Source organism: Oceanobacillus sp. NCCP-135 (genome assembly GCF_059698015.1).
In genome coordinates, this window is the sequence record NZ_BAAKSZ010000012.1 from 32,799 (window position 1) to 54,966 (window position 22,168).

Sequence of the window (22,168 nt, forward strand, 5' to 3'; positions counted from 1 at the left end):
GTGGTAAAGGTCTCGCAAACAACGTTCGTTGCCAATCAAGCCGGAGATAATATCTCGTAATGACGACTTTAATTGTACAGCTACTCCCCTTTAGGAATATTATATTGACTCTATTAAAGCCCTTTTTGTAAAAAATGTCAAACCATGACCCTACCAGGCTATATGTTTTTAACTATTTTTCCCGGTATTTTTGAGATCTATGCAACCCGCACATTAATTAGATGAAATAATACTTTGAATCAGCCCATCCATTTTCCCTTTTAATGCAGCTAATTTTTGCTTGCTATCTTCGGAACTGCTAGTACAAACACCAAAGTAACATTTAATCTTTGGTTCTGTACCTGATGGACGCAGGCAAATCCAGCTGTTCTTTTCCAAAATGAATTTCAACATATTTTCGCTTGGTAGTTGAATGGTTTCTTTTTCTCCTCCAGTCAAAGTCCGTTCACCTGCTAAATAATCTTCTACTTTTTCTACCTTAAATTGCGCAATCTCTGTTAATGGATTATGTCGGATTTCCTCCATAATTTTAGCTATTTGCTGTGATCCTTCTTTTCCTTTTAATGTTAGTGAAGACATTCCTTCCAAATAATACCCGTGCTTCTCATACAAGACATCTAATGCATCTAGCAGTGTTTTGCCTTGTTTCTTCCAAAAATAAGCCATTTCACAGGCCATTACAGCTGCTTGAACCGCATCTTTATCACGTGCAAAGCTACTGATTAAATAACCATAGCTTTCTTCATAGCCAAATATGAATGTCTTTCCGGTAGCATCAAATTGACGGATTTTCTCACCAATATATTTAAATCCAGTTAATGTATCGATTGTTTTTACACCATAGGCATCTGCAACAGCACGGCCAAGCTCAGATGTTACAACGGTTTTTACCATTCGTGCAGATTTTAAAATAATTGGATCACTGTGTGAGAGAATGTAGTCCAGCAACAATGATCCCAGTTGATTTCCTGTTAAAACCCTGTATTCACCAGTACCATCTTTCACTGCAACTCCTAGACGGTCGCCATCTGGATCCGTACCCAGCAAAACATCCGCATTCGTTTCCTTTCCAAGCTTGATCGCCAATGTAAAGGCTTGATGCTCTTCTGGATTCGGTGATTCAACCGTAGAAAACTCCGGATCTGGTTTTGCTTGTTCTTGCACGACATCAACATTTGTGAAATTTAATTGATCCAATCCTCTTGTTACAAGGTCATAGGCGGTCCCGTGCAATGGTGTAAAAACAATTTGCAGATCCTTGCTTTTCTCCACTTCATTCGGTTTCAGTTTGGAAATTTGCTTTAACTGTTTCAGGTATGCATCATCAATTTCTTTGCCTTGCCACTTCATTAATTCCTGCTTTTCCAATTCTTCTCTTTCCATAAAAGGTACGGATAACTCGTCTTTTGTTTGTTGAATGGAAGCGATAACTTTTGATGCTTCATCTGGTGTAATCTGCCCACCGTCTTCATTGTATACTTTAAAACCATTGTATTCAGGGGGATTATGACTTGCCGTAATCAATACGCCTGCCACCGTACCCAAATAGCGTACTGCATATGAAAGCAGTGGTGTTGGACGTAATGTATTAAATACATGTGTTCTTATTCCATAGGAGCCGAGGACTTTTGCGGTTTCTATTGCAAATTCACGCGACATGTACCTAGAGTCATATGCAACAACAACCCCACGGTCCTTCACATTTACCGTGTTAATGAGTAAATAGTTAGCCAGTCCATTAACAGCCTTCCTAATTGTATATATATTCATTCGATTAATACCAGGTCCAAGAACTCCTCGCATGCCACCAGTACCGAAAGTTAGTTCTTTATAAAAAGCATCCTCTAATGCTACTTGATTATCTTTTATAGTATCCAAATCCAATTTTAGTGATGGATCAAGGTTTTGAAAGGTATTCCATTTTTGATAGACTTTCTCCCAACTGTTCATATAAGGTATCCCCCAACAAGTTCTAATTAATTATATATGTTCAAATTTTAGCATACTTTTGATCAATATTCTATGATTCCATTAACCAAGTCGTTTAAGTTGATTGCTTTCTGGTAAAAATAATAAAGCTGTAATAAAGTTTACTTCCTTTTATTAGCATTTATCGGTAAAATAATAGATATATAATTTACGGAAGAAAGTTGTGATAGTTTTGGTCAACAAACGGTGGTTTCAGATTCTAGTATTTTTTATTTTAGTGTTCCTGCTAATTTTGCTAATGTCTACAGCTGATTTTATCTTTGCTCCGGTTCTGAAATATGTTGGAGCTGTTGCCTTTCCATTTATCGGGGCAGGTATTTTGTATTATTTAACCAAACCTGTCATGCATTTTTTTGAAAGATTTAAAATCAATCGGATCTTTTCTATCTTACTTGTATTTCTATTATTAATTTTGCTTTTATTTTTATTTGTGATGTACATTTGGCCAATCGCACAAAAGCAATTTACCAATCTTATTGATAGTATTCCTGGCATGATCACATCAGGGGAAAAGTTTATTGATTACTGGCAAGAAAATTACACAAGTATTCCTGACCAGGTAGTGACGGCAATAAATGACTTTACTGCTAGTATTCCATCCCATATTGAAAATATATCTAAAAACATCTTTGGATTTATCGGTGGGTTTATTGGACAGGTGATTAATATTGTTGCCGGGATTGTGTTAATACCCTTTTTCCTTTTCTTTTTGTTAAAGGATGGAGATAAATTCTTGCCATTTATAACGCAAATTTTTACCACAAAAAAAGCGAATAATATTCGTTCATTGTTTTCCAAGGTTGATGAAACATTAACCTCCTTTATACAGGGTCAGTTAATTGTTAGCTTTGCTGTCGGTGTATTATTATTTATTGGTTATCTCATTATTGGGTTGGATTATTCGTTAACACTCGCCTTATTCGGAATGCTGATGAACGTCATTCCGTTTGTCGGACCTTTTATTTCTGTCATCCCTGCTTTGATTGTTGGTGCCTTTCAGGATCCCATGATGATTGTTTGGGTTTCCATTGTGATGATCGTTGCACAGCAGATTGAAAGTAATTTAATTTCGCCTAATGTTATGGGGCGTGCACTGGATCTGCACCCGTTAACCGTTATTACCGTTATCTTGGCTGCGGGAAGTATTGCAGGCTTTTTAGGCATTCTATTCGCAGTGCCATTTTATTCGGTTGTAAAAACAACCATTATCCATTTTTACAAAACCTATGAAAAATCGAAAAAAAGGAAAGATGATGCATTGATATAAAGAAAGCGAGCACTGCTGCTCGCTTTTTTAAAATTTATACACAATCGATGAACCCACGTCATAATAGCCAATTTTTTTATAAATGCTGTTTGAGGTTGGGTTTGCACTGTCCGTGTACAGACTGCAAAATTGGAACCCTTGATCGAGTATCCTTTGACTCAGGTGCGCTACAGTACTTGTTGCGTACCCTTTTCGTTTAAACTCATCTGGTGTGTATACCGCATTAATTGTTGCACCATTTTTTGTCTTTCTGGATCGATTTGCCATGGAAACAAGCTGTCCATCTATCTCCCATAAATAAATGCTTTGATTATTGATAAATCCACTTGCTATTTCCTCCGCTTTATTATGCGTTATTCTTTCATTTGCTTCACGCCCAAAGTTATATAGCCAATCTGTTATTAATGGATGATTTTCTTCTGTTGCTCTAATTAATTTTCCACTTGTAGATAGTTCAATCTTCACTTCATCTAATTGGTATATTAATTGATTCATATGTATAACTGTCTCTTTATTCGTCAAGCCCTGCCAAAATTTTGCGAATTTCTCAGTCTCAGCCAGAGGTCCCAATACTCCTGGAACTTCCAGGTCTTTCTGATAAATAAATTTTACTATTGCTTCAATTATACTCGGATCCTGATTGCCAACATCGGCTAGTATCCAGTTGTTTGGAGGTGTTTGCATAAACGCATAAACGACTTCCCCCTCATTTTCAACATAACCCAGATAACAATGCATTTTATTATCTACCAGTCGCCCCATCAACCCAAGCATCAAATTATTGCACGCTTCTTTTTTTAATAGCAAAGATTCAACCTTTTCTGCGTAGTCATGAATAGATGCTGCGAATATTACTTTCATTGATAATCCCCCCAATCGACTAAAACGTCTCCACAAAACTATTTGTTCACTGTATTCTACCATTATGCCTGTGAATATTAAATAGAAAAGGAATTATTGCTACGTACTGTTTTGATGTAGAAGGTAAACTGATACACCAAATGAATGCATGAAGTATTTAGTCAGCATTTAATTAATATTCACCTTTATATGCGTTAGATCTCATCAATGATTTCGCTAATTTTCTTGTATTGTAAAGACAAATTCAGCTACACTAGATTACAGAGGTGATTAATTATGGGAAGAAAAGAATTAGAGGAAAAATTAATTGAATTGAAGTCAGACTATGTTCGGATACAAAGTGATATGGATAAATTGGAGTATGTTCGGGGAAGAGTATCATCCGCTGAGGAGCAGCTCATCCGGTTAGAAGGGGAAATAGCGGAGGTTAACCGGAAATTGGACGAAATGGAAGCGTAAATAGAAGAGGCTGCCCGAAGACAGCCTCTTTATGTTAACTTCCATTTCCATTATTGTTTCGTTGATTTTCTAACCTTGCCTGTATTTTTGCCTTTTCTTTACTCGGAGGTGTCAGGCTAATTATTTTATCACCAACTTGCGGTACGGTTCGCATTTCCTCAGAATAGAATTTAAGCTGACCGGACGGTTTAATCAAATATAGGAATACAGTCGAGTTATCTTTTTCTTCTACATACTGCTTGTAATTAAATGCCTTCGTTAAATTCGTTATTCTAAACACATAGCCATTGCTCAGTTTATCATTTAAATCATCCATTGAAAATTTCTTATCAAATAAAATTCTTCCTCCAACCTTGGAGACAATCCCACTGGAATATTCATTTCTTTGTTTCGTATACGGACTTATTTTAAATACATTGGTTCTGCCATATTCCGGCATGAATGTAGTACATACTAATGAGTTAAAGGCATGATCATCAGTTACAGCAAGTAAAAAGTCGTATGGGATCGTATCCAGGTTATATTCTGTCTGTTCAGAAAGCATATTCCCATGATAGAATGGTACTCCCGCCTCACGTGCTTTGCGTAAATTCTGCCATGAAGAGTCTACAATCAGAACAGGAACGTTCTCCTTAGACAATGACTTAGCAAGCTCAACAGTGAATGGATTACTACCAACAATCAATGTTCCTGGTTTCCCCTCCATTGAAAGTCCAAGTCTTTTCGCCAATGGCCCGATCGTGAAACCATGTGCAAGAACAGTAAAAAATACTAATGCAAAAGTTAATGTAGTTAAGATATTTGCATCTTCATAACCGGCTTCCAATAAAATTGTTGCAAAGTAGCCAGATACGGTTAAGGCCACAATTCCTCTTGGTGCAATCCAGCCAACCAATGCTTTTTCATTGAATGTTAACCCTGTTCCAATGGTCGATAGAAATATCGATAGTGGACGAACAATGAACATCATTAACAGGACATACCCTAAAATATTCGGTTCAAATATATGAAGCAATGTTTCCAATTCTAAAGAAGCTGTCAGCATAATAAATATGGTCGAAATTAACAGAATTGAAATGTTTTCCTTAAAATGACGCATATCAGAAATGGAACTTATTCCCATATTTGCTAATGTTATCCCCATTGCCGTTACAGATAGCAGCCCTGTCTCATGCATGACCAAATCTGCCCCTGTGAAACAGAAAATAACTGTGACAATAACTGCTGGTGACTTGAGGAATTCCGGGATATGACCTGTTTCAAACATCCATCCCAGCCCTCTGCCAAGTGCCCATCCTAACACAATTGCGAAGAAGGATGCAGCGAAGAACAGTAATAGCTTAGTTCCATCTGGATCAACAGCAGTGATATATACAATAATTTCAAATGCAAAAACAGCAAGCAATGCTCCTATTGGATCAACGATTATGCCTTCCCATTTCAATATTTTCGCAGGTCTCGGTTTTAATTTTGATTGTCTTAGCAATGGTAAAATAACAGTAGGTCCTGTAACAATGAACAAGCCACCAATAACAAATGCCACCGCCCATGACAAGCCTGCTATATAATGTGCTGTTAATGAACCAAGTATCCAAGCTAAAAAGGCTCCCACCGTAGAAATTCTAAAGATTGGTTTACCAATCCCGCGAAGTTCTTTAAAGCTTAAATTTAAGCTACCTTCAAAAAGAATAATTGCAACAGCAACAGATATAATTGGACTATACAAACCGCCAAAATCTTCTCCAGGATTAATAATACCGAAAATTGGACCAACGATCAGTCCCGCAACAGACATTATTACAATAGCCGGCATACTGTAACGCCATGCTATCCATTGTGATCCAATCCCCAAGAGCCCTATTAGCGTTATTTCAAACAATAAAGACGGAATCATTTCATCCCCCCACTCAAATAATTTTTATAAAGACATTCTATATAGGAAAGCACTGAATGTAAACAATTCTGTCCTTAAAAAGTTAAAAAGAAACATTCTGATATTTTGTCATGAAAATGTTATAAATAAATAAAAAAATCAATTGACAGTCTAAATCGTTATTGTTAAGATTACCATGCTTTATGATAGTTCTGAAAATATTCATTTCGGTTTATAAATAGAAAAAGTTACGGCACTAAAAACTTAAGAGATAGTGCAGGGTAGTTGAGAGATAGTGCTCAGACTTGAGAGATAGCCTCAGATTGTTGAGAGATAGTGCTCAGACTTGAGAGATAGCCTCAGATTGTTGAGAGATAATACTGAAACTTGAGAGATAACTCTAGGTAGTTGAGAGATAAATGTGAAAAACCTGTTTATCTCTCAACTTTAACACCCCCTCTCTCAACTTATGCAGAAAGCCTCTCAACATTATCGCTTCATCTCTCAAATTCACCACATCATCTAGTCAATTCAATAAGTAAGTACAACGTTTATTATCTGATAATATCGAAAATTATATTCTCCCAATATTAAATTATACTAAATAATATAGCCGTATAACTTTTAAATATCATATAAGCCAAGGATTTAAACAAATTATCAGGGGGACCTTCATTATGAATAAAGATACGTTTATCATTGGATTTATGCTTTTTGCATTATTCTTCGGTGCAGGAAATTTAATTTATCCACCAACACTCGGTATTAATTCCGGAACTACCTATTGGGCAGCAATCAGTGGCTTTGTTATCACTGGTGTTGGCTTGCCAATCCTTGCAGTTACAGCCATTTCATTTGTGAAAAATGACGCAAGGGAGTTGGCGGATCGGGTTCATCCGATGTTTGGACTCATTTTCACCTCCGTCGTTTACCTTGCAATAGGTCCTTTTTTCGGGATACCACGTGCAGCAACTGTAGGCTATGAAATGAGTTTGGAGCCATTTTTAGATGGAACTTCAACGATTGCTTTATTAATCTTTACAACCGTTTTCTTCTTTTTTGTATTTATCGTCAGCTTGAATCCTTCAAAAATGGTGAATCGGATTGGACAATATCTGACTCCAATTTTATTAATAGCCATCGTTGCTTTAAGTGTCGGGGGATATTTATTACTGGATAATCCATTATCTGCACCAACAGAAAAGTATACTTCCTCCCCCTTCTTCACAGGGTTTGTGGAGGGTTACTTAACGATGGATGCGATCGCAGCATTAGCTTTTGGAATTATTGTCGTAAATGCATTTAAGGATCGCGGTATTACAACCAAACAGGGACTTGTAAAATCAACCTTGAAAGCCGGACTCATTACCGGAATTGGTTTAATAGCTGTGTATGCCTCCATTGGCTGGATCGGAGCAAAAATGGCTGCACATGGAACGTTCACAAATGGTGGAGAGATTTTATCAGGTGCAGCAAATTTGATGTTTGGCAGTTTTGGGGCACTATTACTTGGAATAATCGTTACATTAGCCTGCTTCACGACATCCGTTGGTTTAGTAGTAGCTGCAGGGCAATTTTTCACTAAAATTACAGGGATTTCTTATAACTGGATCATTTTAATCGTAACCATTGCAAGCTACATCATTGCAAATCAAGGATTAAATACAATTATAAGTATTTCGGTACCAGTACTTACATTTATATATCCAATTGCCATTGTACTTATCCTGCTTACATTTATGCATAGGCTATTTGGCGGCTCGCAAGGCGTATACCGTAGTGCCATTCTGCTTACAGCGATTGTAAGCCTGTATGATGGACTTGCAGCATTTAATGTGGATTTATCAGCAATTACACCATTCATGGAAAAACTTCCATTCTTCTCCCTGGGATTAGGCTGGCTTGTTCCGGCAATTGTCGGGGGATTGATTGGATTGTTGTTTTCTGGGAGGAGAACCGTTTAAATTTGAGGTAAGTAGTTGCGGTTGTTATGGAGGAACTTGTTAAATAGTATATCAATTTTATGACCAGGTCTTTTAAGAATCTGGTCTTTTATTTAAAAATAGCAAAGATTTTCAGTTTTAATATAGAATAGCTTATAGTATCTTTAGAAATGTTTGGAGGTAACTGTTTTGTTATTATACTCTTGATATTAAATCATCTGCCCAATCATTTTTTATAAAACAATTTAGGGGTTGATATGGATGATATACAAAAATTCTCTTGATGGTATTACATCTGATATGTTGGAAGGTTTTTTCGTGGATTGGCCTAATTCTCCAAATCCACAAACTCATTTAAAACTGCTAAAAAATAGCAGTAAAGTGGTTATTGCGTTAGATGATCAAACGAATCAGATAGTTGGATTTATTACCGCAACCAGTGATGGGGTGCTATCTGCCTACATTCCATTCCTTGAAGTTTTACCAGAATACAAAAATTCAGGTATAGGCAAGGAATTAGTAAATCAGATGCTAAAAGAACTTAAGGACATATATATGATTGATTTATGCTGTGATGATGATTTGGTTCCTTACTATGAAAAGTTTGGTATGATGAGAACAAATGGTATGATTTTCAGGAATTATGATATGCAGTCTGGAAGTTAGTACAAAAATAAGTCAAAAGCGCTTGGGCGCAATTCCCCCAAGTGCTTTTGTGTATTCAGTTTAGAAGTGATTTAGTATATGACTATCCTTCAATAGGGGGCAGTCCTATTTCCTTCCTAATTCCTTCACAACAGCACGACCTGCAACACGACCGGTAAATAGGCATCCTCCAAGGAAGGACCCTTCTAATGCTCTGTAGCCATGCATACCGCCACCTCCAAAGCCAGAAACTTCTCCTGCTGCATAAAGGCCTGGAATTGCCTCTCCGGCATCATTTAATATTTGTGCATCCAAGTTTGTTTGCAGTCCCCCCAGCGTTTTGCGGCTAATAATATGTAAACGAACAGCAATTAAAGGGCCATTTTTTGGATCAAGAATTTTATGCGGGTCCGCAACACGAATAAGTTTGTCACCTAGATAATTTCGTGCTCCACGAAGTGCTGCTATTTGCAGATCCTTCGTAAATTTATGTTCAATTTCCCGGTCTCTTGCCTGGATTTGCCGTTCAACATCCACTGTCTTTATTAGCTTTTCTCCAGTTAATTTATTCATGCCAATAACTAGATTATCGATATTGTCAGCAACAATAAAGTCTTCTCCTTTATCCATGAATGCTTTTACTGGGGATGGAGCACCCGGCAATAAACGGGATAACAGCTTTTGAATACTTTTGCCTGTCAGATCAGGATTTTGTTCCGATCCAGAGAGCGCAAATTCCCGTTCAATAATTTTTTGCGTCAAAATAAACCAAGAATAATCATAGCCAGTTTTTTGGATGGCTTCTAACGTTCCCAGTGTATCAAACCCCGGGAAATTGGGGGCTGGTAAACGTTGTCCCTCTGCATCAAGCCAAACGGAAGATGGACCTGGAAGAATTCGGATCCCATGGTTCTTCCAAACTGAATTCCAATTTTTTATTCCTTCCGTATAATGCCACATACGGTCACGGTTAACGATTTTACCACCAGCTTCTTCCGTAATAGCAAGCATCCTACCATCGACATGTGCAGGCACACCGGAAATCATATTTTTCGGAGGTTCACCAAGTCGCTTTGGCCAATTTTTACGGATTAACTCAAAATTAGCACCTATGCCACCACTAGATACTATGACAGCTTCAGCATGATATTCAAACTCTCCTATCACTTTTCTGGAGCTTTCCTCTCCTCTGGCAGCTGGACTTGCTTCAAGAACTACACCCCTTACACCAATAATCGACCCTTTTTCATGTATAAGCTCATCAACCCGGTGACGTGGCAGATAATCTACTAATCCACTTTTCATATGTCCCCGTACACATCGCTCAAATGGTTCGACAATTGCAGGCCCTGTTCCCCAAACAATATGAAATCGTGGTACAGAATTTCCGTGCCCCTCAGCAAGATAACCGCCTCGTTCTGCCCATCCGATTACTGGAAAAAAGCGGAGTCCCATATCATGTAACCATGCCCGCTTCTCACCTGCAGCAAAGTCCACATATGCCTCTGCCCACTTCTTCCCCCAATAATCCTCTTCATCTCTATCAAAACCAGCAGAACCCATCCAGTCTTGAAGTGCCAATTCCTTAGAATCCTTTATCCCCATCCGTCGCTGTTCCGGTGAATCTACTAGAAATAAACCACCAAAAGACCACCATGCCTGGCCACCAATTGAACTTTCCGGTTCCTGATCTAAAAGTAAAACCTTTTTTCCAGCATCAGCAATTTCCGCTGTTGCAACCAACCCCGCAAGACCTGCTCCCACTACGATAACGTCATAATCCATCATTAACTCCCCCATTTAACTTCATTTATCCACTTTAAAATAGTATGTATTTTCTAAAAATAGAAGTCAATCGTTTAACCTAAAATATAGTACTTTTTTTACTACTTCTCAGAATAATTACTTCAAATCTAGCAAGTTATTTTATGTAAAATTCTATTTTTAATAATCCTGCCCTACCCTTAGGGAAAATATGTTAGGATTAACCTAGGAAAAGGAGGGCCCACATATGCTAGTAAAAGAAGAAAAAATCCTGCAAACCTATTTTGGTTATGAATCCTTTCGCCCTGGTCAAAAGGAAACCATTAATCAAATATTACAAATGAACAATACACTTGCTGTCATGCCAACAGGTGGCGGAAAGTCTCTTTGCTACCAAATTCCCGGGTTATCACTTGATGGAACAGCAATTATTATATCCCCATTAATTTCTCTTATGAAGGATCAGGTGGATGCACTCAATTCCTTAGGTATCCCCGCTACATATATTAATAGCTCACTCACGGCGGCAGAACAGCAATCCCGGCTGCACGAAACAGCTGCAAGTCGATATAAGTTCGTCTATGTTGCTCCAGAACGGTTTGAATCCATGAGCTTTGTAAATGTCATTAAAAATATCCCGATTGCATTAGTAGCTTTCGATGAGGCCCATTGTATTTCTCAATGGGGGCATGATTTCAGACCAAGCTATCGATCCATCGTACCTGCCTTGAAAAAATTGCCGAACATCCCTGTATACGTTGCATTGACTGCCACAGCTACGGATGAGGTTATTTCTGATATTCAGGAATTGCTGCAGATTAATCGTGATCATGTTGTTAATACTGGCTTTGAGCGTGAAAATTTATCCTTTCATATTGTAAAAGGGAAGGACAAACCATCTTATATTCGTTCTTTTTTAGAGGAACACCAGGATGAATCAGGCATCATTTACACCGCTACTCGGAAACAGGCAGATGCCTTACATGATCAACTTACAAAACGGGGTCTCTCTGTTTCCAAATACCATGCTGGTTTATCTGAAATAGAGCGCAAACAAGCCCAAGCGGCATTTATCCATGATGAGAAATCTATTATGATTGCAACAAATGCCTTTGGGATGGGAATCGATAAATCGAATGTCCGCTACGTCATTCACTATGCGATGCCGATGAATATTGAATCCTACTATCAGGAAGCAGGCAGAGCAGGCCGTGATGGGGAACCAAGTGATTGTATTTTGCTATTTTCCCCACAGGATGTTCAATTACAAAAATTTCTAATTGAGCAATCCTTTATGGATGATGTATCCAAGCAGAAAGAGTACCGAAAATTACAGTCTATGATCAATTATTGTCATACACATGGCTGTTTGACTTCATTTATTCTTGACTATTTTGATGATTCGACTGCGAAGGACTCCTGCGGTCGCTGTAGCAATTGTATGGAACGTCAGGAGAAAATGGATATTACCGAAGAGGCGCAGATGATCCTTTCTTGCGTAAAACGGATGGGTGAGCGTTTTGGTGTAGGCATGACTGCGAAGGTTTTAAAAGGATCCAGAGACAAAAAGATCAAGGATTTTCAACTCAACAGCATTTCCACCTACGGAATATTATCCGCTTATACAGAGAAGGATTTAACTGAATGGATCCACTTTTTAATCGCTGAGCAGCTATTATCTATAGAAGAAGGAAAATTTCCTACATTACGCTTAAATCAAAATTCAGTTGCTGTGTTAAAAGGCATTAGACCAGTCGAAATGTTTACAGCACCAATTCCGACAAGTGATGATGCTGATTATCATGAAGATCTGTTCCAGGCATTACGCAAAATCCGGAAAGAAATTGCCGATGCCAAAAACGTCCCACCATACGTATTATTCTCGGACGCAACCCTCAAAGAATTAAGCCGCTACTTCCCTTTGACGAAGGAAGATATGCTTGAAATTAAAGGTGTCGGCGAGAAAAAATTTGAACAATTTGGGGAAGACTTCCTGGCTGTTATTAAGGAATGGCGTGAAGGAAATACGGATGTGAAGAAGAAAATTCGTATCTCTGATGGTCCATCAACTGCATCTAAGCCAAGACCTAGGAAAATGGATGATGATCGACCAAGTCATTTAATCAGCTATCAAATGCTTCAATCCGGAAAGTCCATGAAGGATATTGCTGTTATCCGTGAATTTTCCAAGCAAACAATAGAAAATCATATTTTCAAAGCATTCAAGGATGGCTATCCTGTTGCGTGGGGAATTTTCTTTAATGATGAAGAAGAGACAGCTGTACTTGCAGCACGCGAGGAAATTGATGAACCACGGTTGAAACCATTGAAAGAAGCTTTGCCTGAGGAATTTGATTATACGAAGATTAAGGCTGTGCTTGTGAAGAATGGGTATATGTAAAGAACTATAGCTATTTTGTGGCATGGGAAGTGCGCACTCATGGACAGGTTACGCTTGGATTTGAACTGTTTTGTCCTTGAGAGGCAGTCTCATGGACAGGTTACGCTTGGATTTGAGCTGTTTTGTCCTTGAGCGGCAGTCTCATGGACAGGTTACGCTTGGATTTGGGCTGGTTTGTCCTTGAGGGACACTCTCATGGACAGGTTACGCTTGGATTTGAGCTGTTTTGTCCTTGAGCGGCAGTCTCATGGACAGGTTAGGATTAAGGTTGTGCTGGTTTATCCTTGATGTGGTTTTTTTTTGATAAAGTTTGATAAAGCTAGTGATGAATACCTTAAGGATTAATGTAGGAAGTGTTGGTGGTATTTGATGCAATATCAAGTTTGTCATTGGAATCCCTTTTAAATCTTCTTCACATCTTTTATGAAATGTTAGATCCACTCTACTTAAAGTTTCTCTTGGTTTAAATTAACTAATAAAAAACTATCCTGCACTTTTTATCAACCGATCATTTTTTATTTCAAACCCAACAACAAACGCCATGCCCCAAAAGGCACAGCGTTTCACATTACACTATTTATTTATCCCTTCACATCCAAAGCCCATGTTCCACTTCGGAAAACGGCTTCTGTGGTTCCATCTGCTTTTACACCATCAATATCCAGTTCCTCTGAGCCAATCATGAAATCAACATGTGTTAAGCTGTCATTTACCCCATGTTCATCAAGCTGCTCATCATCCATTGCTGAGCCGCCCTCTAAATTTGTCGGATAGGCTTTTCCGAGCGCAATATGGCAGGAGGCATTTTCATCAAATAATGTATTATAAAAAATCAAACCAGATTGTGATACAGGTGATTCGTGCGGCACGAGTGCAATTTCCCCTAAGTGACGAGCTCCCTCATCTGTCTCAAGCAGGTGTTTTAATGTGTCTTCACCTTGTTCTGCTTTAAAATCAACCACTTTGCCATCCTTGAAGGTTAGGCTGAAATTATCGATTAAGCTGCCACCGTAATTCAGTGGTTTTGTACTTGAAACAGTTCCATTAACGCCATATTTATGTGGCAAGGAGAAAACCTCTTCTGTCGGCATATTTGGATTAAATGTCACGCCACCCTCCGTTTCGGCTGATCCGCCTTTCCAAATATGTCCTTCGGGAAGCTCCATTTCCAGTTCTGTTCCTGGTGCTTTGAATATTAGTTTTTTATAATTCTTCTCATTTAATACTTCACGGGCAGTTTTTAATGTTGCATTATGCGCATCCCAAGCTGCAACCGGGTCATCCTGATCAACACGAACAATTTTCACAATTGCCTCCCATAGACTTTCCACCGCATCCGCTCGTGACTTATTCGGAAAGATTTTCTGTGCCCAATCGCCTGTTGGAATAGAAATAATCGACCATGCAATCCGGTCATTCATTGTGTACTTTCGGAAATTCTTCATTGCTTGTGCGGCAGCTTTATTCGCTTTCGCTACACGTGTTGGATCAATATCTTTTAATAAATCAGGATTTGTGGAGCGAATATTTAATACTGCTCCACCATCTTTGGCAAAATTATCATGTAATAGCACCCGCCACTCAGGATAATTGGTGATTACTTCGTCTGGCGCATTTTCATACTTTAACAAGGTCAGTTCATCATCAACCCAATTAATATGTACATCTTTAGCACCCATTTCATAGGCCTTGCGAACAACAATCCTTGTAAAATCTGCTCCTTCAATTGGTGCATTAATCATCAATGCCTGATTTTTTTGCAAATTAACTCCTGTGCGCAGTGCCAGTTCAGCATATTTCTCTTGTGTTCGTTGACTTACCATATGGTTACCTCCAAATAATTGTTATTTTATCTACCGTTATTATTTCACAAAATCAAGGAAATTACAAAATTCTAATTGTTTATAAAAACCCGATACTACCCTACTATATAAGTCATGACTATTTACTCAGCAATAAGTGTATGCTATTATTGTAATAGGTTACTTTTTGTAATCTATGTTATTAATTTTTCACTACTCATGCGTATCCTAATAAAGTAGAGCGAGGTGATGATCATGGAAGAGTTATGTCCCCGTTTCGAAAAAGCAATGGGGCTTCTTAGCACACGCTGGGTCGGGCTTATTTTATTTGATTTATTAAAAGGCACAAAACGTTTCTCAGAAATGGAAGCGGATTTGCCTATTAGCGGACGGTTACTCTCTGATCGACTAAAAATGCTCGAAAAAGAAGGTATTGTTGAGCGAAATATATATTCTGAATTTCCTGTTCGGATCGAATATTCCTTGTCTGATAAAGGAAAAGCTCTGGAGCCAGTTATCAAGGAAATACAATCCTGGGCTGATGACTATGTACCAGCCGTGCAAACAGGTGAACAAAATGCATAATTTATAGAGCTGTTGACGTTCACAGCTCTTTGATTTTCTTCAATAGTTAAAATTATTTATTCGTTTTCCCCTTGATAAACTGCAACATCACATAAGCTGCTAGCCGACTTGTCATATTACGAAAGTCAATCGTTGGATCTATTTCCACAATATCCATTGCCTGCACCTTTTCATGATGTGCTGCAAGTAAAATTCCCTGTAATAAGGTTTTGCTATCCATTCCACCAGGGCCAATTGCCGGGCAGCCGGGGGCAAATGCCTGATCAAGTACATCCATATCCACAGATAAATAAATCACATCAACGACCTCAGCCAATCTCTGTATCTCAATCTCCAATAGTTTTGTTAATGATAAACGTTCCACATCCGCCATCGTATAGACTGTAACCCCTTGTTCCTTGGCATATTCATCATAAGCCCCAGCATTTGTAAAATCGCGTATGCCTATTTGCGATAAATTTTCTCCTTTTATTACGTTATCTTCCAGCAACCTGCGAAACGGGGTGCCATTTGTCGGCCCTCCATCCGCTGTATTACGTAAATCATGGTGTGCATCAAATTGAATAACACCAACCTTTTTCTTTTCAGCAAATGCTTTAATCGAGGAATAGCTGATCGAATGATCCCCGCCTAAGATCATCCAGTTGTTTGCCGCATTAGTTGCAAAAACATCTGTAAGTCCTTCCGTAATTCGTGCTTGATTTCCTATAATATCTGTTGGGTTCATGTAAATATCACCAAAGTCAATGATTCGATTCGTTAACTCCATCCTCTCTTCTCCAGAATAGGTTGTGTAGCTTTGCAGTGCTGTGCGAATGGCAGTGGGCGCAAAAGAAGCACCCGAATGACTGATGGACGGCTTAGATAAAGGAACACCAACAACTGCAAATTCACGCTTCACTCCTGGCGCATAATTTTCTAACAGCTCCCTTGCCTTTGTTGTATACCTATCTTTAAAAACAGCCTCGCCAGCTGGTTTTAAATGACGTAATTCTTTCATCGTATCTCCTGCCTTTCAAATATAACCGAGCCCTTTTTTATCACTGTATTTACATGATTCACCCCATAATGATAGGGAATGTACATATAATTCGGTGCATCCCATATGACAACGTCTGCATTTCTTCCAACTGTAATCGATCCTGCCTCATCCCCACGCCCAATCGCATGTGCTGCATTTACCGTAACTGCATGCCAAATTTCTTCAGGTGACAGCTTCAGCTTTAATGCAGCAAGTGACATGATTAGCTGCAGGTTTTCCGTTACAGAACTGCCCGGATTAAAGTCTGTCGAAATAGCAATTGCCGCACCCGCATCAATCATTTCCCTTGCCCTGGAATACGTATCTTTTCCAAGATAAAAGCTTGTTCCCGGTAAAATAACACCAATCGTGTCAGATCCTGCGAGCTGCTTTATTCCCTCATCCGAAGTAACAGCCAAATGATCGCCACTAATCGCACCTAATTCGACAGCAAGCTCCGTTCCACCAAGTGGGTCAATTTCATCTGCATGAATTTTAACCCCAAATCCTTTTTCCTTCGCTTTTTGCAAATAAGGTCGGGACTGGTCAACCGAAAAAACACCAGTTTCTGTAAAAATATCAACAAATTCTGCTAGATTTTCAGCTTTTATTTCATCAAAAAGCTCTGCCATTAGATAGAGGAAGCTTTCAGAATCATCTTTGTACTCTGGTGGAATCGCATGTGCCCCCAGAAAGGTAGAAACGATGTCGAGTGGATGTTTTTCTCCAGCTTCCTTGGCAACCTTCAACTGTTTAAGTTCTGTATCTTTATCAAGTCCATAGCCGCTTTTAGCTTCCACTGTTGTAATCCCGTACGCAGCCATTCTGTCTAAATGAAAGAGGGCCTTTTCCAGTAATTCATCGTAGGAAGCTTTTTTTGTAGCATTTACCGTTGATAATATGCCGCCGCCTTGCTTTAGAATCTCCAAATAAGGTACACCCTGCTGCTTCAGTGCCATTTCCTGCTCCCGTGATCCACCGAAGACAAGATGGGTATGTGGCTCTACAAGTCCTGGTGTGACAAGCTTTCCTTGGGCATCTGTGGTAGTATTTGCTTGGATGTTTTTTGCCACATCAGCTGTTCCAATCCATTCTATTTTTCCATTTTTAATGCCTATAGCAGCATTTTCCAAAATGGCTAAATCATTCATATCGCTCCCCTTAACGGGACCTTTTTTATCCATTGTCAAAAGCTGACCAATATTTGTTATGACTATATCCACTTGCATGATCTCACCCCTTCATCGGAATCGTTATATCATGATTTTCAGCAAAATCGATCGCTGTCTGATAGCCCGCATCTGCATGACGGATAACTCCCATGCCCGGATCTGTTGTTAATACACGCTCCAGACGTTCTTTAGCCAGCTCTGTTCCATCAGCTACTACGACCATTCCTGCATGCAGGGAATATCCCATACCGACACCTCCACCATGATGGAAGGATATCCATGAGCCACCAGCTGCCGTGTTGATTAGTGCATTCAAAACAGCCCAATCCGCAACTGCATCACTGCCATCCTTCATCCCTTCTGTTTCACGATTTGGTGATGCAACAGATCCACTATCCAAATGATCACGCCCAATCACGATCGGTGCTTTTATTTCCCCTTTGCGGACTAATTCATTTATAGCCAAGCCCATTTTCATACGCTCACCATAGCCAAGCCAGCAAATTCTGGATGGCAGTCCTTGAAAAGCAACTTTTTCACGTGCCAAGTCAATCCAGCGTATTAGGGCATCATTCTCGGGAAAAAGCTCCTTGATTAGTTGATCTGTTCTGTAAATGTCTTCTGGATCCCCCGAGAGTGCTGCCCAGCGGAACGGGCCTTTTCCTTCTGTGAATAATGGACGAATATATGCAGGAACAAACCCCGGGAAGTTAAAAGCGTCTTTAACCCCTTCATTTTTCGCTACCTGTCTGATGTTATTTCCATAATCAAAAACGATTGATCCTGCTTTTTGAAATGCCAGCATCGCTTCCACATGTTTTGCCATACTCTGTTTGGAAAGCTGGGTGTATTTATTCGGATTATCCTTGCGTAATTTCGCTGCTTCTTCTATCGTGAATCCTATTGGAACATAGCCATTCAAAGGATCATGTGCAGAAGTCTGATCTGTTACAATATCAATTTGGATATCTTTGTTGAGAAGTTCATGATGAACCTCTGCTGCATTTCCCAGAAGCGCAATAGATAAAGCCTTCCCATCCTTTTTGGCTTCCTTTGCAAGATTGATTGCTTCAGCCAAATCATCTGTCATAACATCACAATAGTTGGTTTTCAACCTTTTTTCGATGCGGCTCTGATCAACTTCAACAGCTATCACAATACCTTCATTCATGGTCACGGCAAGTGGCTGTGCACCGCCCATTCCACCAAGTCCTGCCGTCAGCGTGATTGTATGCTTCAGCGTTCCATTATAATGCTTTTTTGCAAGTGCCGAGAATGTTTCATAGGTACCTTGAAGAATCCCTTGTGTCCCAATATAAATCCAGCTGCCTGCAGTCATTTGCCCGTACATCATTAAACCCTTTTGATCAAGTTCATGGAAATGCTCCCATGTGGACCACTTTGGAACAAGCACGGAATTAGAAAGAAGTACTCGTGGTGCATGCTGATGTGTTTTAAAAACACCAACAGGCTTTCCTGACTGAATCAGCATCGTTTCATCATTTTCCAGCTTACGCAATGTTTTAACAATGGCTTGAAAGGCTTCCCAATTTCGTGCTGCCTTTCCGATACCACCATAAACGACAAGTTCATCTGGATTTTCTGCCACTTCAGGATCCAGGTTATTGTAGAGCATTCGTAAAGTCGCTTCCTGTTCCCATCCTTTACATTCAAGTTCAAGTCCTTTTTTTGCTTTTACACTCCGATCGTTCATAAGCTTCTCTCCTCTCAACCACTGTCATTTGTCTAACATCACTTTCTTCACTGTTTTTAAGCCAATCTGTCAGTTTTTCAATATCTGTTGAAAATACCCTGTCTTTTGTAATACCTGCCACAATATTCCGGGTTTTTTTATACAATTTTCTGGTGGATGTAGCCATTCTTTCAATCCCCCGATATTCCACCGCCTGCATGGCACAAATAAGCTCGATCGCTACAACCCTTCTCGTATTTGTAAGCATTTGCAGTGCATGCCTTGCAGCAATTGTTCCCATGCTCACGTGATCCTCCTGATTTGCCGAGGACGGAATCGAATCAACACTCGCAGGATGAGCAAGAGTTTTATTTTCCGAAACAAGTGATGCAGCACTGTATTGCATAATCATCGCACCAGATTCAAGTCCGGGATTTGGACTTAAAAATGGAGGTAAATCGTTGAGCTGCGGGTTTACTAATCGTTCAATTCTTCTTTCAGAAATATTTGCAGTTTCAGCAATTCCCAGTTTTATAAAATCCATTGCAAATGCGATTGGCTGACCATGGAAATTCCCGCCTGAGATTACCTTGTTAGATTCGGAAAAAATTAACGGATTATCTGTCACGGCATTCATTTCTATTTCGAGCTTTTCTTTAGCATATAGCGCAGATTGCCAGCATGCCCCCAGCACTTGCGGGATGCACCTTAGTGAGTAAGCATCCTGAACGCGCTGTTCTCCTTGTCTTGTTGTCAGTTTGCTATCAGATAGAATTTGGCGGATTCTTTCTGCTACATCAATTTGCTCCTGATGTCCTCGAACTTGGTGCAAATCCTGATCAAATGCATCCATAATTCCCTGAAGTCCCTCTAACGTCATCGCAGCAATATGCTCACTTTGATGTAAAAGCTTCTCCATTTCCAAATAGGTGACCACACCAACGGCTGTCATAGCCTGTGTCCCATTAATTAACGCCAGGCCTTCCTTCGCTTTTAATATTAATGGGGTTAGGTCTTCTTCCTGAAGTACATACCTCGTTTCTACTCGCTCTCCCTGGTAATACACTTCACCTTCCCCTAACAGAGCTAATGCCAAATGGGATAGAGGTGCCAAATCGCCACTGGCACCGAGCGAACCTTGACGAGGAATAACCGGATGTATCCCTACGTTTATAAAATTAATTAATTGCTCAATCAATACCGGTCTTACACCAGAATGTCCTTGCGATAATGCATTGGCACGAAGCAGCAGCATGGCCCGACTAATTTTTTCTGAAAAAGGTTCGCCCACCCCACAGGCATGGGAATGAATAAGGTTCAGCTGCAGCTCATCCAAATCTTTATCCTCAATGATGACATCACTAAATTTACCAAATCCTGTATTAATCCCATACATTGTCCTTTTTTCAGTTAGCATTGCTTCAACGGTATATCTATTTTCTTCTACTTTCGTCATTGCCTCAGCAGATAAACGTACAGATTCATTTTTAAAAACGACCCGTTTCACTTCATCCAGCGTTAACGTTTTTCCAGTTAAATTGATCACATTACTGCACCTCCATGGTACTGCTTTATCACAGTAAAGCAGACAAAGTAAAAGGAGGCTATGGTTATCAACCACGCCTCCTTGCTATATCACATTTAAATGGGTTCGCTGCCTTTACAATTAAAATCATGTCAGCCCTCCAGTACTTATTCTATTCATAAGCTTATTATTATTGTAAGCGTTTTCCGGAAATAAAGCAAGACTTCTGAAAGTGAAAGGTATTTTTTTATCAAGATGTAACCTGCTAGAGCTTTTTATATTCTACTCGATCCACAAGTGATAGCAACCATAAAAAGTATGAACATAAAGAGTTAGTACCAGTTGCATAAGATGTTCACTTAACGTGGAAAATACTTATAATATCAATATGATTACCTTATTAAATATCAACATTAATAGACCATTATTAATAGGCTAATTAACAAGGAAAATAATGCATTTTAAAAAATTACTTTATAGTAATAAGGTTTTTATCATAAAAATAAAATAGCTCAAATCACATTGAATTGAGCTGCTTCTTTTATTATTTTCATTTGATTCTTCAACAATCGGCCCTATAGTGGAATAACTAAGATCTACAGATAAACGTCATTTCATTCAGAGATTTTTTTTACCAGGAACGCTGAATCTTTCAAAACTGAAAATCCATTTTTTTGATAAAATTGATAAGCTGGAACCGTCTTTTCAGTGGCTAATGTTATATGCTTAATCTCTTCAGTTTTCAATATATCATTTATTAGAGTAAGAAAAGTACTACCTGATCCTTGATTTTGCTTTTTTCTCGAAATAAAAAATTCCTTAATAAAATATTCCCGACCTTCCCACCAGTTAAAAATATAACCTAATGAGCAACCAATGAGCTCATCTTTTTCATCATAGAGAGCTAATGAAAGCGAGTTATTATTTTCGGTCAAATCTTTCAAATATGAATTTAACTGTTTTTCATTATTCCATTTATCAAACCAAGGTTCATTTGAAAATACATCTAGAAATAGTTTTTTCGTTTCCTCGAAATCACATTTTTTGAAAATACTTACCTCCATCTAGTTAAACCTCCTACATCATGATTCATAATTTATGGATCGTTAGTTTTCTGTTTTCTTCACACATAGTATAGCCGCTTTGGAATTTGTTCCTGTAAAGCGCC

16 protein-coding genes are annotated in these 22,168 nt (G+C 39.0%); 6 read left to right on the forward strand and 10 right to left on the reverse strand.

What is annotated here, in order from left to right; genetic code table 11:
• Nucleotides 1-213: 213 nt before the first annotated feature.
• Nucleotides 214-1,950, reverse strand: coding sequence for a phospho-sugar mutase (locus AC6HVZ_RS10245; RefSeq protein ID WP_497558058.1), 1,737 nt, complete (start codon nt 1,948-1,950; stop codon nt 214-216).
• Between the two features lie 256 nt (nt 1,951-2,206).
• Between AC6HVZ_RS10245 and AC6HVZ_RS10250 the strand changes: the two genes are divergently transcribed.
• Complete coding sequence (locus AC6HVZ_RS10250; protein WP_497558119.1) at nt 2,207-3,256, forward strand: AI-2E family transporter; 1,050 nt, start codon at nt 2,207-2,209, stop codon at nt 3,254-3,256.
• 27 nt (nt 3,257-3,283) lie between these two features.
• On the opposite strand, the gene AC6HVZ_RS10255 is transcribed toward AC6HVZ_RS10250, so the two are convergent.
• Nucleotides 3,284-4,117 (reverse strand): GNAT family N-acetyltransferase, encoded by an 834-nt coding sequence (locus AC6HVZ_RS10255; RefSeq protein ID WP_497558059.1) that lies wholly within the window; start codon nt 4,115-4,117, stop codon nt 3,284-3,286.
• Between the two features lie 276 nt (nt 4,118-4,393).
• Here AC6HVZ_RS10255 and AC6HVZ_RS10260 point away from each other — a divergent pair, with 276 nt between their 5' ends.
• Nucleotides 4,394-4,576: an SE1832 family protein gene (locus AC6HVZ_RS10260; RefSeq protein ID WP_497558060.1), complete on the forward strand. Its 183-nt coding sequence runs from the start codon at nt 4,394-4,396 to the stop codon at nt 4,574-4,576.
• Between the two features lie 34 nt (nt 4,577-4,610).
• Here the strand turns inward: AC6HVZ_RS10260 and AC6HVZ_RS10265 are convergent, their stop codons facing one another.
• Nucleotides 4,611-6,470 (reverse strand): cation:proton antiporter, encoded by a 1,860-nt coding sequence (locus AC6HVZ_RS10265; protein ID WP_497558061.1) that lies wholly within the window; start codon nt 6,468-6,470, stop codon nt 4,611-4,613.
• Nucleotides 6,471-7,126: 656 nt separating this feature from the next.
• Here AC6HVZ_RS10265 and brnQ point away from each other — a divergent pair.
• Nucleotides 7,127-8,413 (forward strand): branched-chain amino acid transport system II carrier protein, encoded by a 1,287-nt coding sequence (gene brnQ / locus AC6HVZ_RS10270; protein ID WP_497558062.1) that lies wholly within the window; start codon nt 7,127-7,129, stop codon nt 8,411-8,413.
• Between the two features lie 240 nt (nt 8,414-8,653).
• Nucleotides 8,654-9,058 (forward strand): GNAT family N-acetyltransferase, encoded by a 405-nt coding sequence (locus AC6HVZ_RS10275; protein ID WP_497558063.1) that lies wholly within the window; start codon nt 8,654-8,656, stop codon nt 9,056-9,058.
• Between the two features lie 105 nt (nt 9,059-9,163).
• Here the strand turns inward: AC6HVZ_RS10275 and AC6HVZ_RS10280 are convergent, their stop codons facing one another.
• Nucleotides 9,164-10,822 (reverse strand): FAD-binding dehydrogenase, encoded by a 1,659-nt coding sequence (locus AC6HVZ_RS10280; RefSeq protein ID WP_497558064.1) that lies wholly within the window; start codon nt 10,820-10,822, stop codon nt 9,164-9,166.
• Between the two features lie 226 nt (nt 10,823-11,048).
• Between AC6HVZ_RS10280 and recQ the strand changes: the two genes are divergently transcribed.
• On the forward strand, nt 11,049-13,202 hold the full coding sequence (gene recQ, locus AC6HVZ_RS10285) for a DNA helicase RecQ (protein ID WP_497558065.1): 2,154 nt from the start codon (nt 11,049-11,051) through the stop codon (nt 13,200-13,202).
• Between the two features lie 581 nt (nt 13,203-13,783).
• Here recQ and AC6HVZ_RS10290 read toward each other — a convergent pair.
• The gene (locus AC6HVZ_RS10290) at nt 13,784-15,025 is read right to left on the reverse strand and encodes an aminopeptidase (protein WP_497558066.1); all 1,242 of its coding nucleotides are present in this window, start codon (nt 15,023-15,025) and stop codon (nt 13,784-13,786) included.
• 228 nt (nt 15,026-15,253) lie between these two features.
• Here AC6HVZ_RS10290 and AC6HVZ_RS10295 point away from each other — a divergent pair, with 228 nt between their 5' ends.
• Nucleotides 15,254-15,589, forward strand: a complete 336-nt coding sequence (locus AC6HVZ_RS10295) for a winged helix-turn-helix transcriptional regulator (RefSeq protein ID WP_497558067.1) — start codon at nt 15,254-15,256, stop codon at nt 15,587-15,589.
• A gap of 52 nt (nt 15,590-15,641) precedes the next feature.
• On the opposite strand, the gene hutG is transcribed toward AC6HVZ_RS10295, so the two are convergent.
• The 5 genes from hutG to AC6HVZ_RS10320 all read right to left on the reverse strand — a co-directional run bounded on the left by hutG (nt 15,642) and on the right by AC6HVZ_RS10320 (nt 22,064).
• Nucleotides 15,642-16,589 carry a formimidoylglutamase gene (gene hutG, locus AC6HVZ_RS10300; protein WP_497558068.1) on the reverse strand — a complete coding sequence of 316 codons (948 nt, stop codon included), beginning with the start codon at nt 16,587-16,589 and terminating at the stop codon, nt 15,642-15,644.
• The gene (gene hutI, locus AC6HVZ_RS10305) at nt 16,586-17,839 is read right to left on the reverse strand and encodes an imidazolonepropionase (RefSeq protein WP_497558069.1); all 1,254 of its coding nucleotides are present in this window, start codon (nt 17,837-17,839) and stop codon (nt 16,586-16,588) included. The genes hutG and hutI overlap by 4 nt, the downstream gene beginning before the upstream one ends.
• Before the next feature lie 4 nt (nt 17,840-17,843).
• The gene (hutU, locus tag AC6HVZ_RS10310; RefSeq protein WP_497558070.1) at nt 17,844-19,496 is read right to left on the reverse strand and encodes a urocanate hydratase; all 1,653 of its coding nucleotides are present in this window, start codon (nt 19,494-19,496) and stop codon (nt 17,844-17,846) included.
• Entirely contained in the window at nt 19,459-21,021 is a 1,563-nt protein-coding gene (hutH, locus tag AC6HVZ_RS10315; RefSeq protein WP_497558071.1) for a histidine ammonia-lyase, read from the reverse strand. The genes hutU and hutH overlap by 38 nt, the downstream gene beginning before the upstream one ends.
• 593 nt (nt 21,022-21,614) lie before the next feature.
• Nucleotides 21,615-22,064: a GNAT family N-acetyltransferase gene (locus tag AC6HVZ_RS10320; RefSeq protein WP_497558072.1), complete on the reverse strand. Its 450-nt coding sequence runs from the start codon at nt 22,062-22,064 to the stop codon at nt 21,615-21,617.
• Between the last annotated feature and the right edge of the window lie 104 nt (nt 22,065-22,168).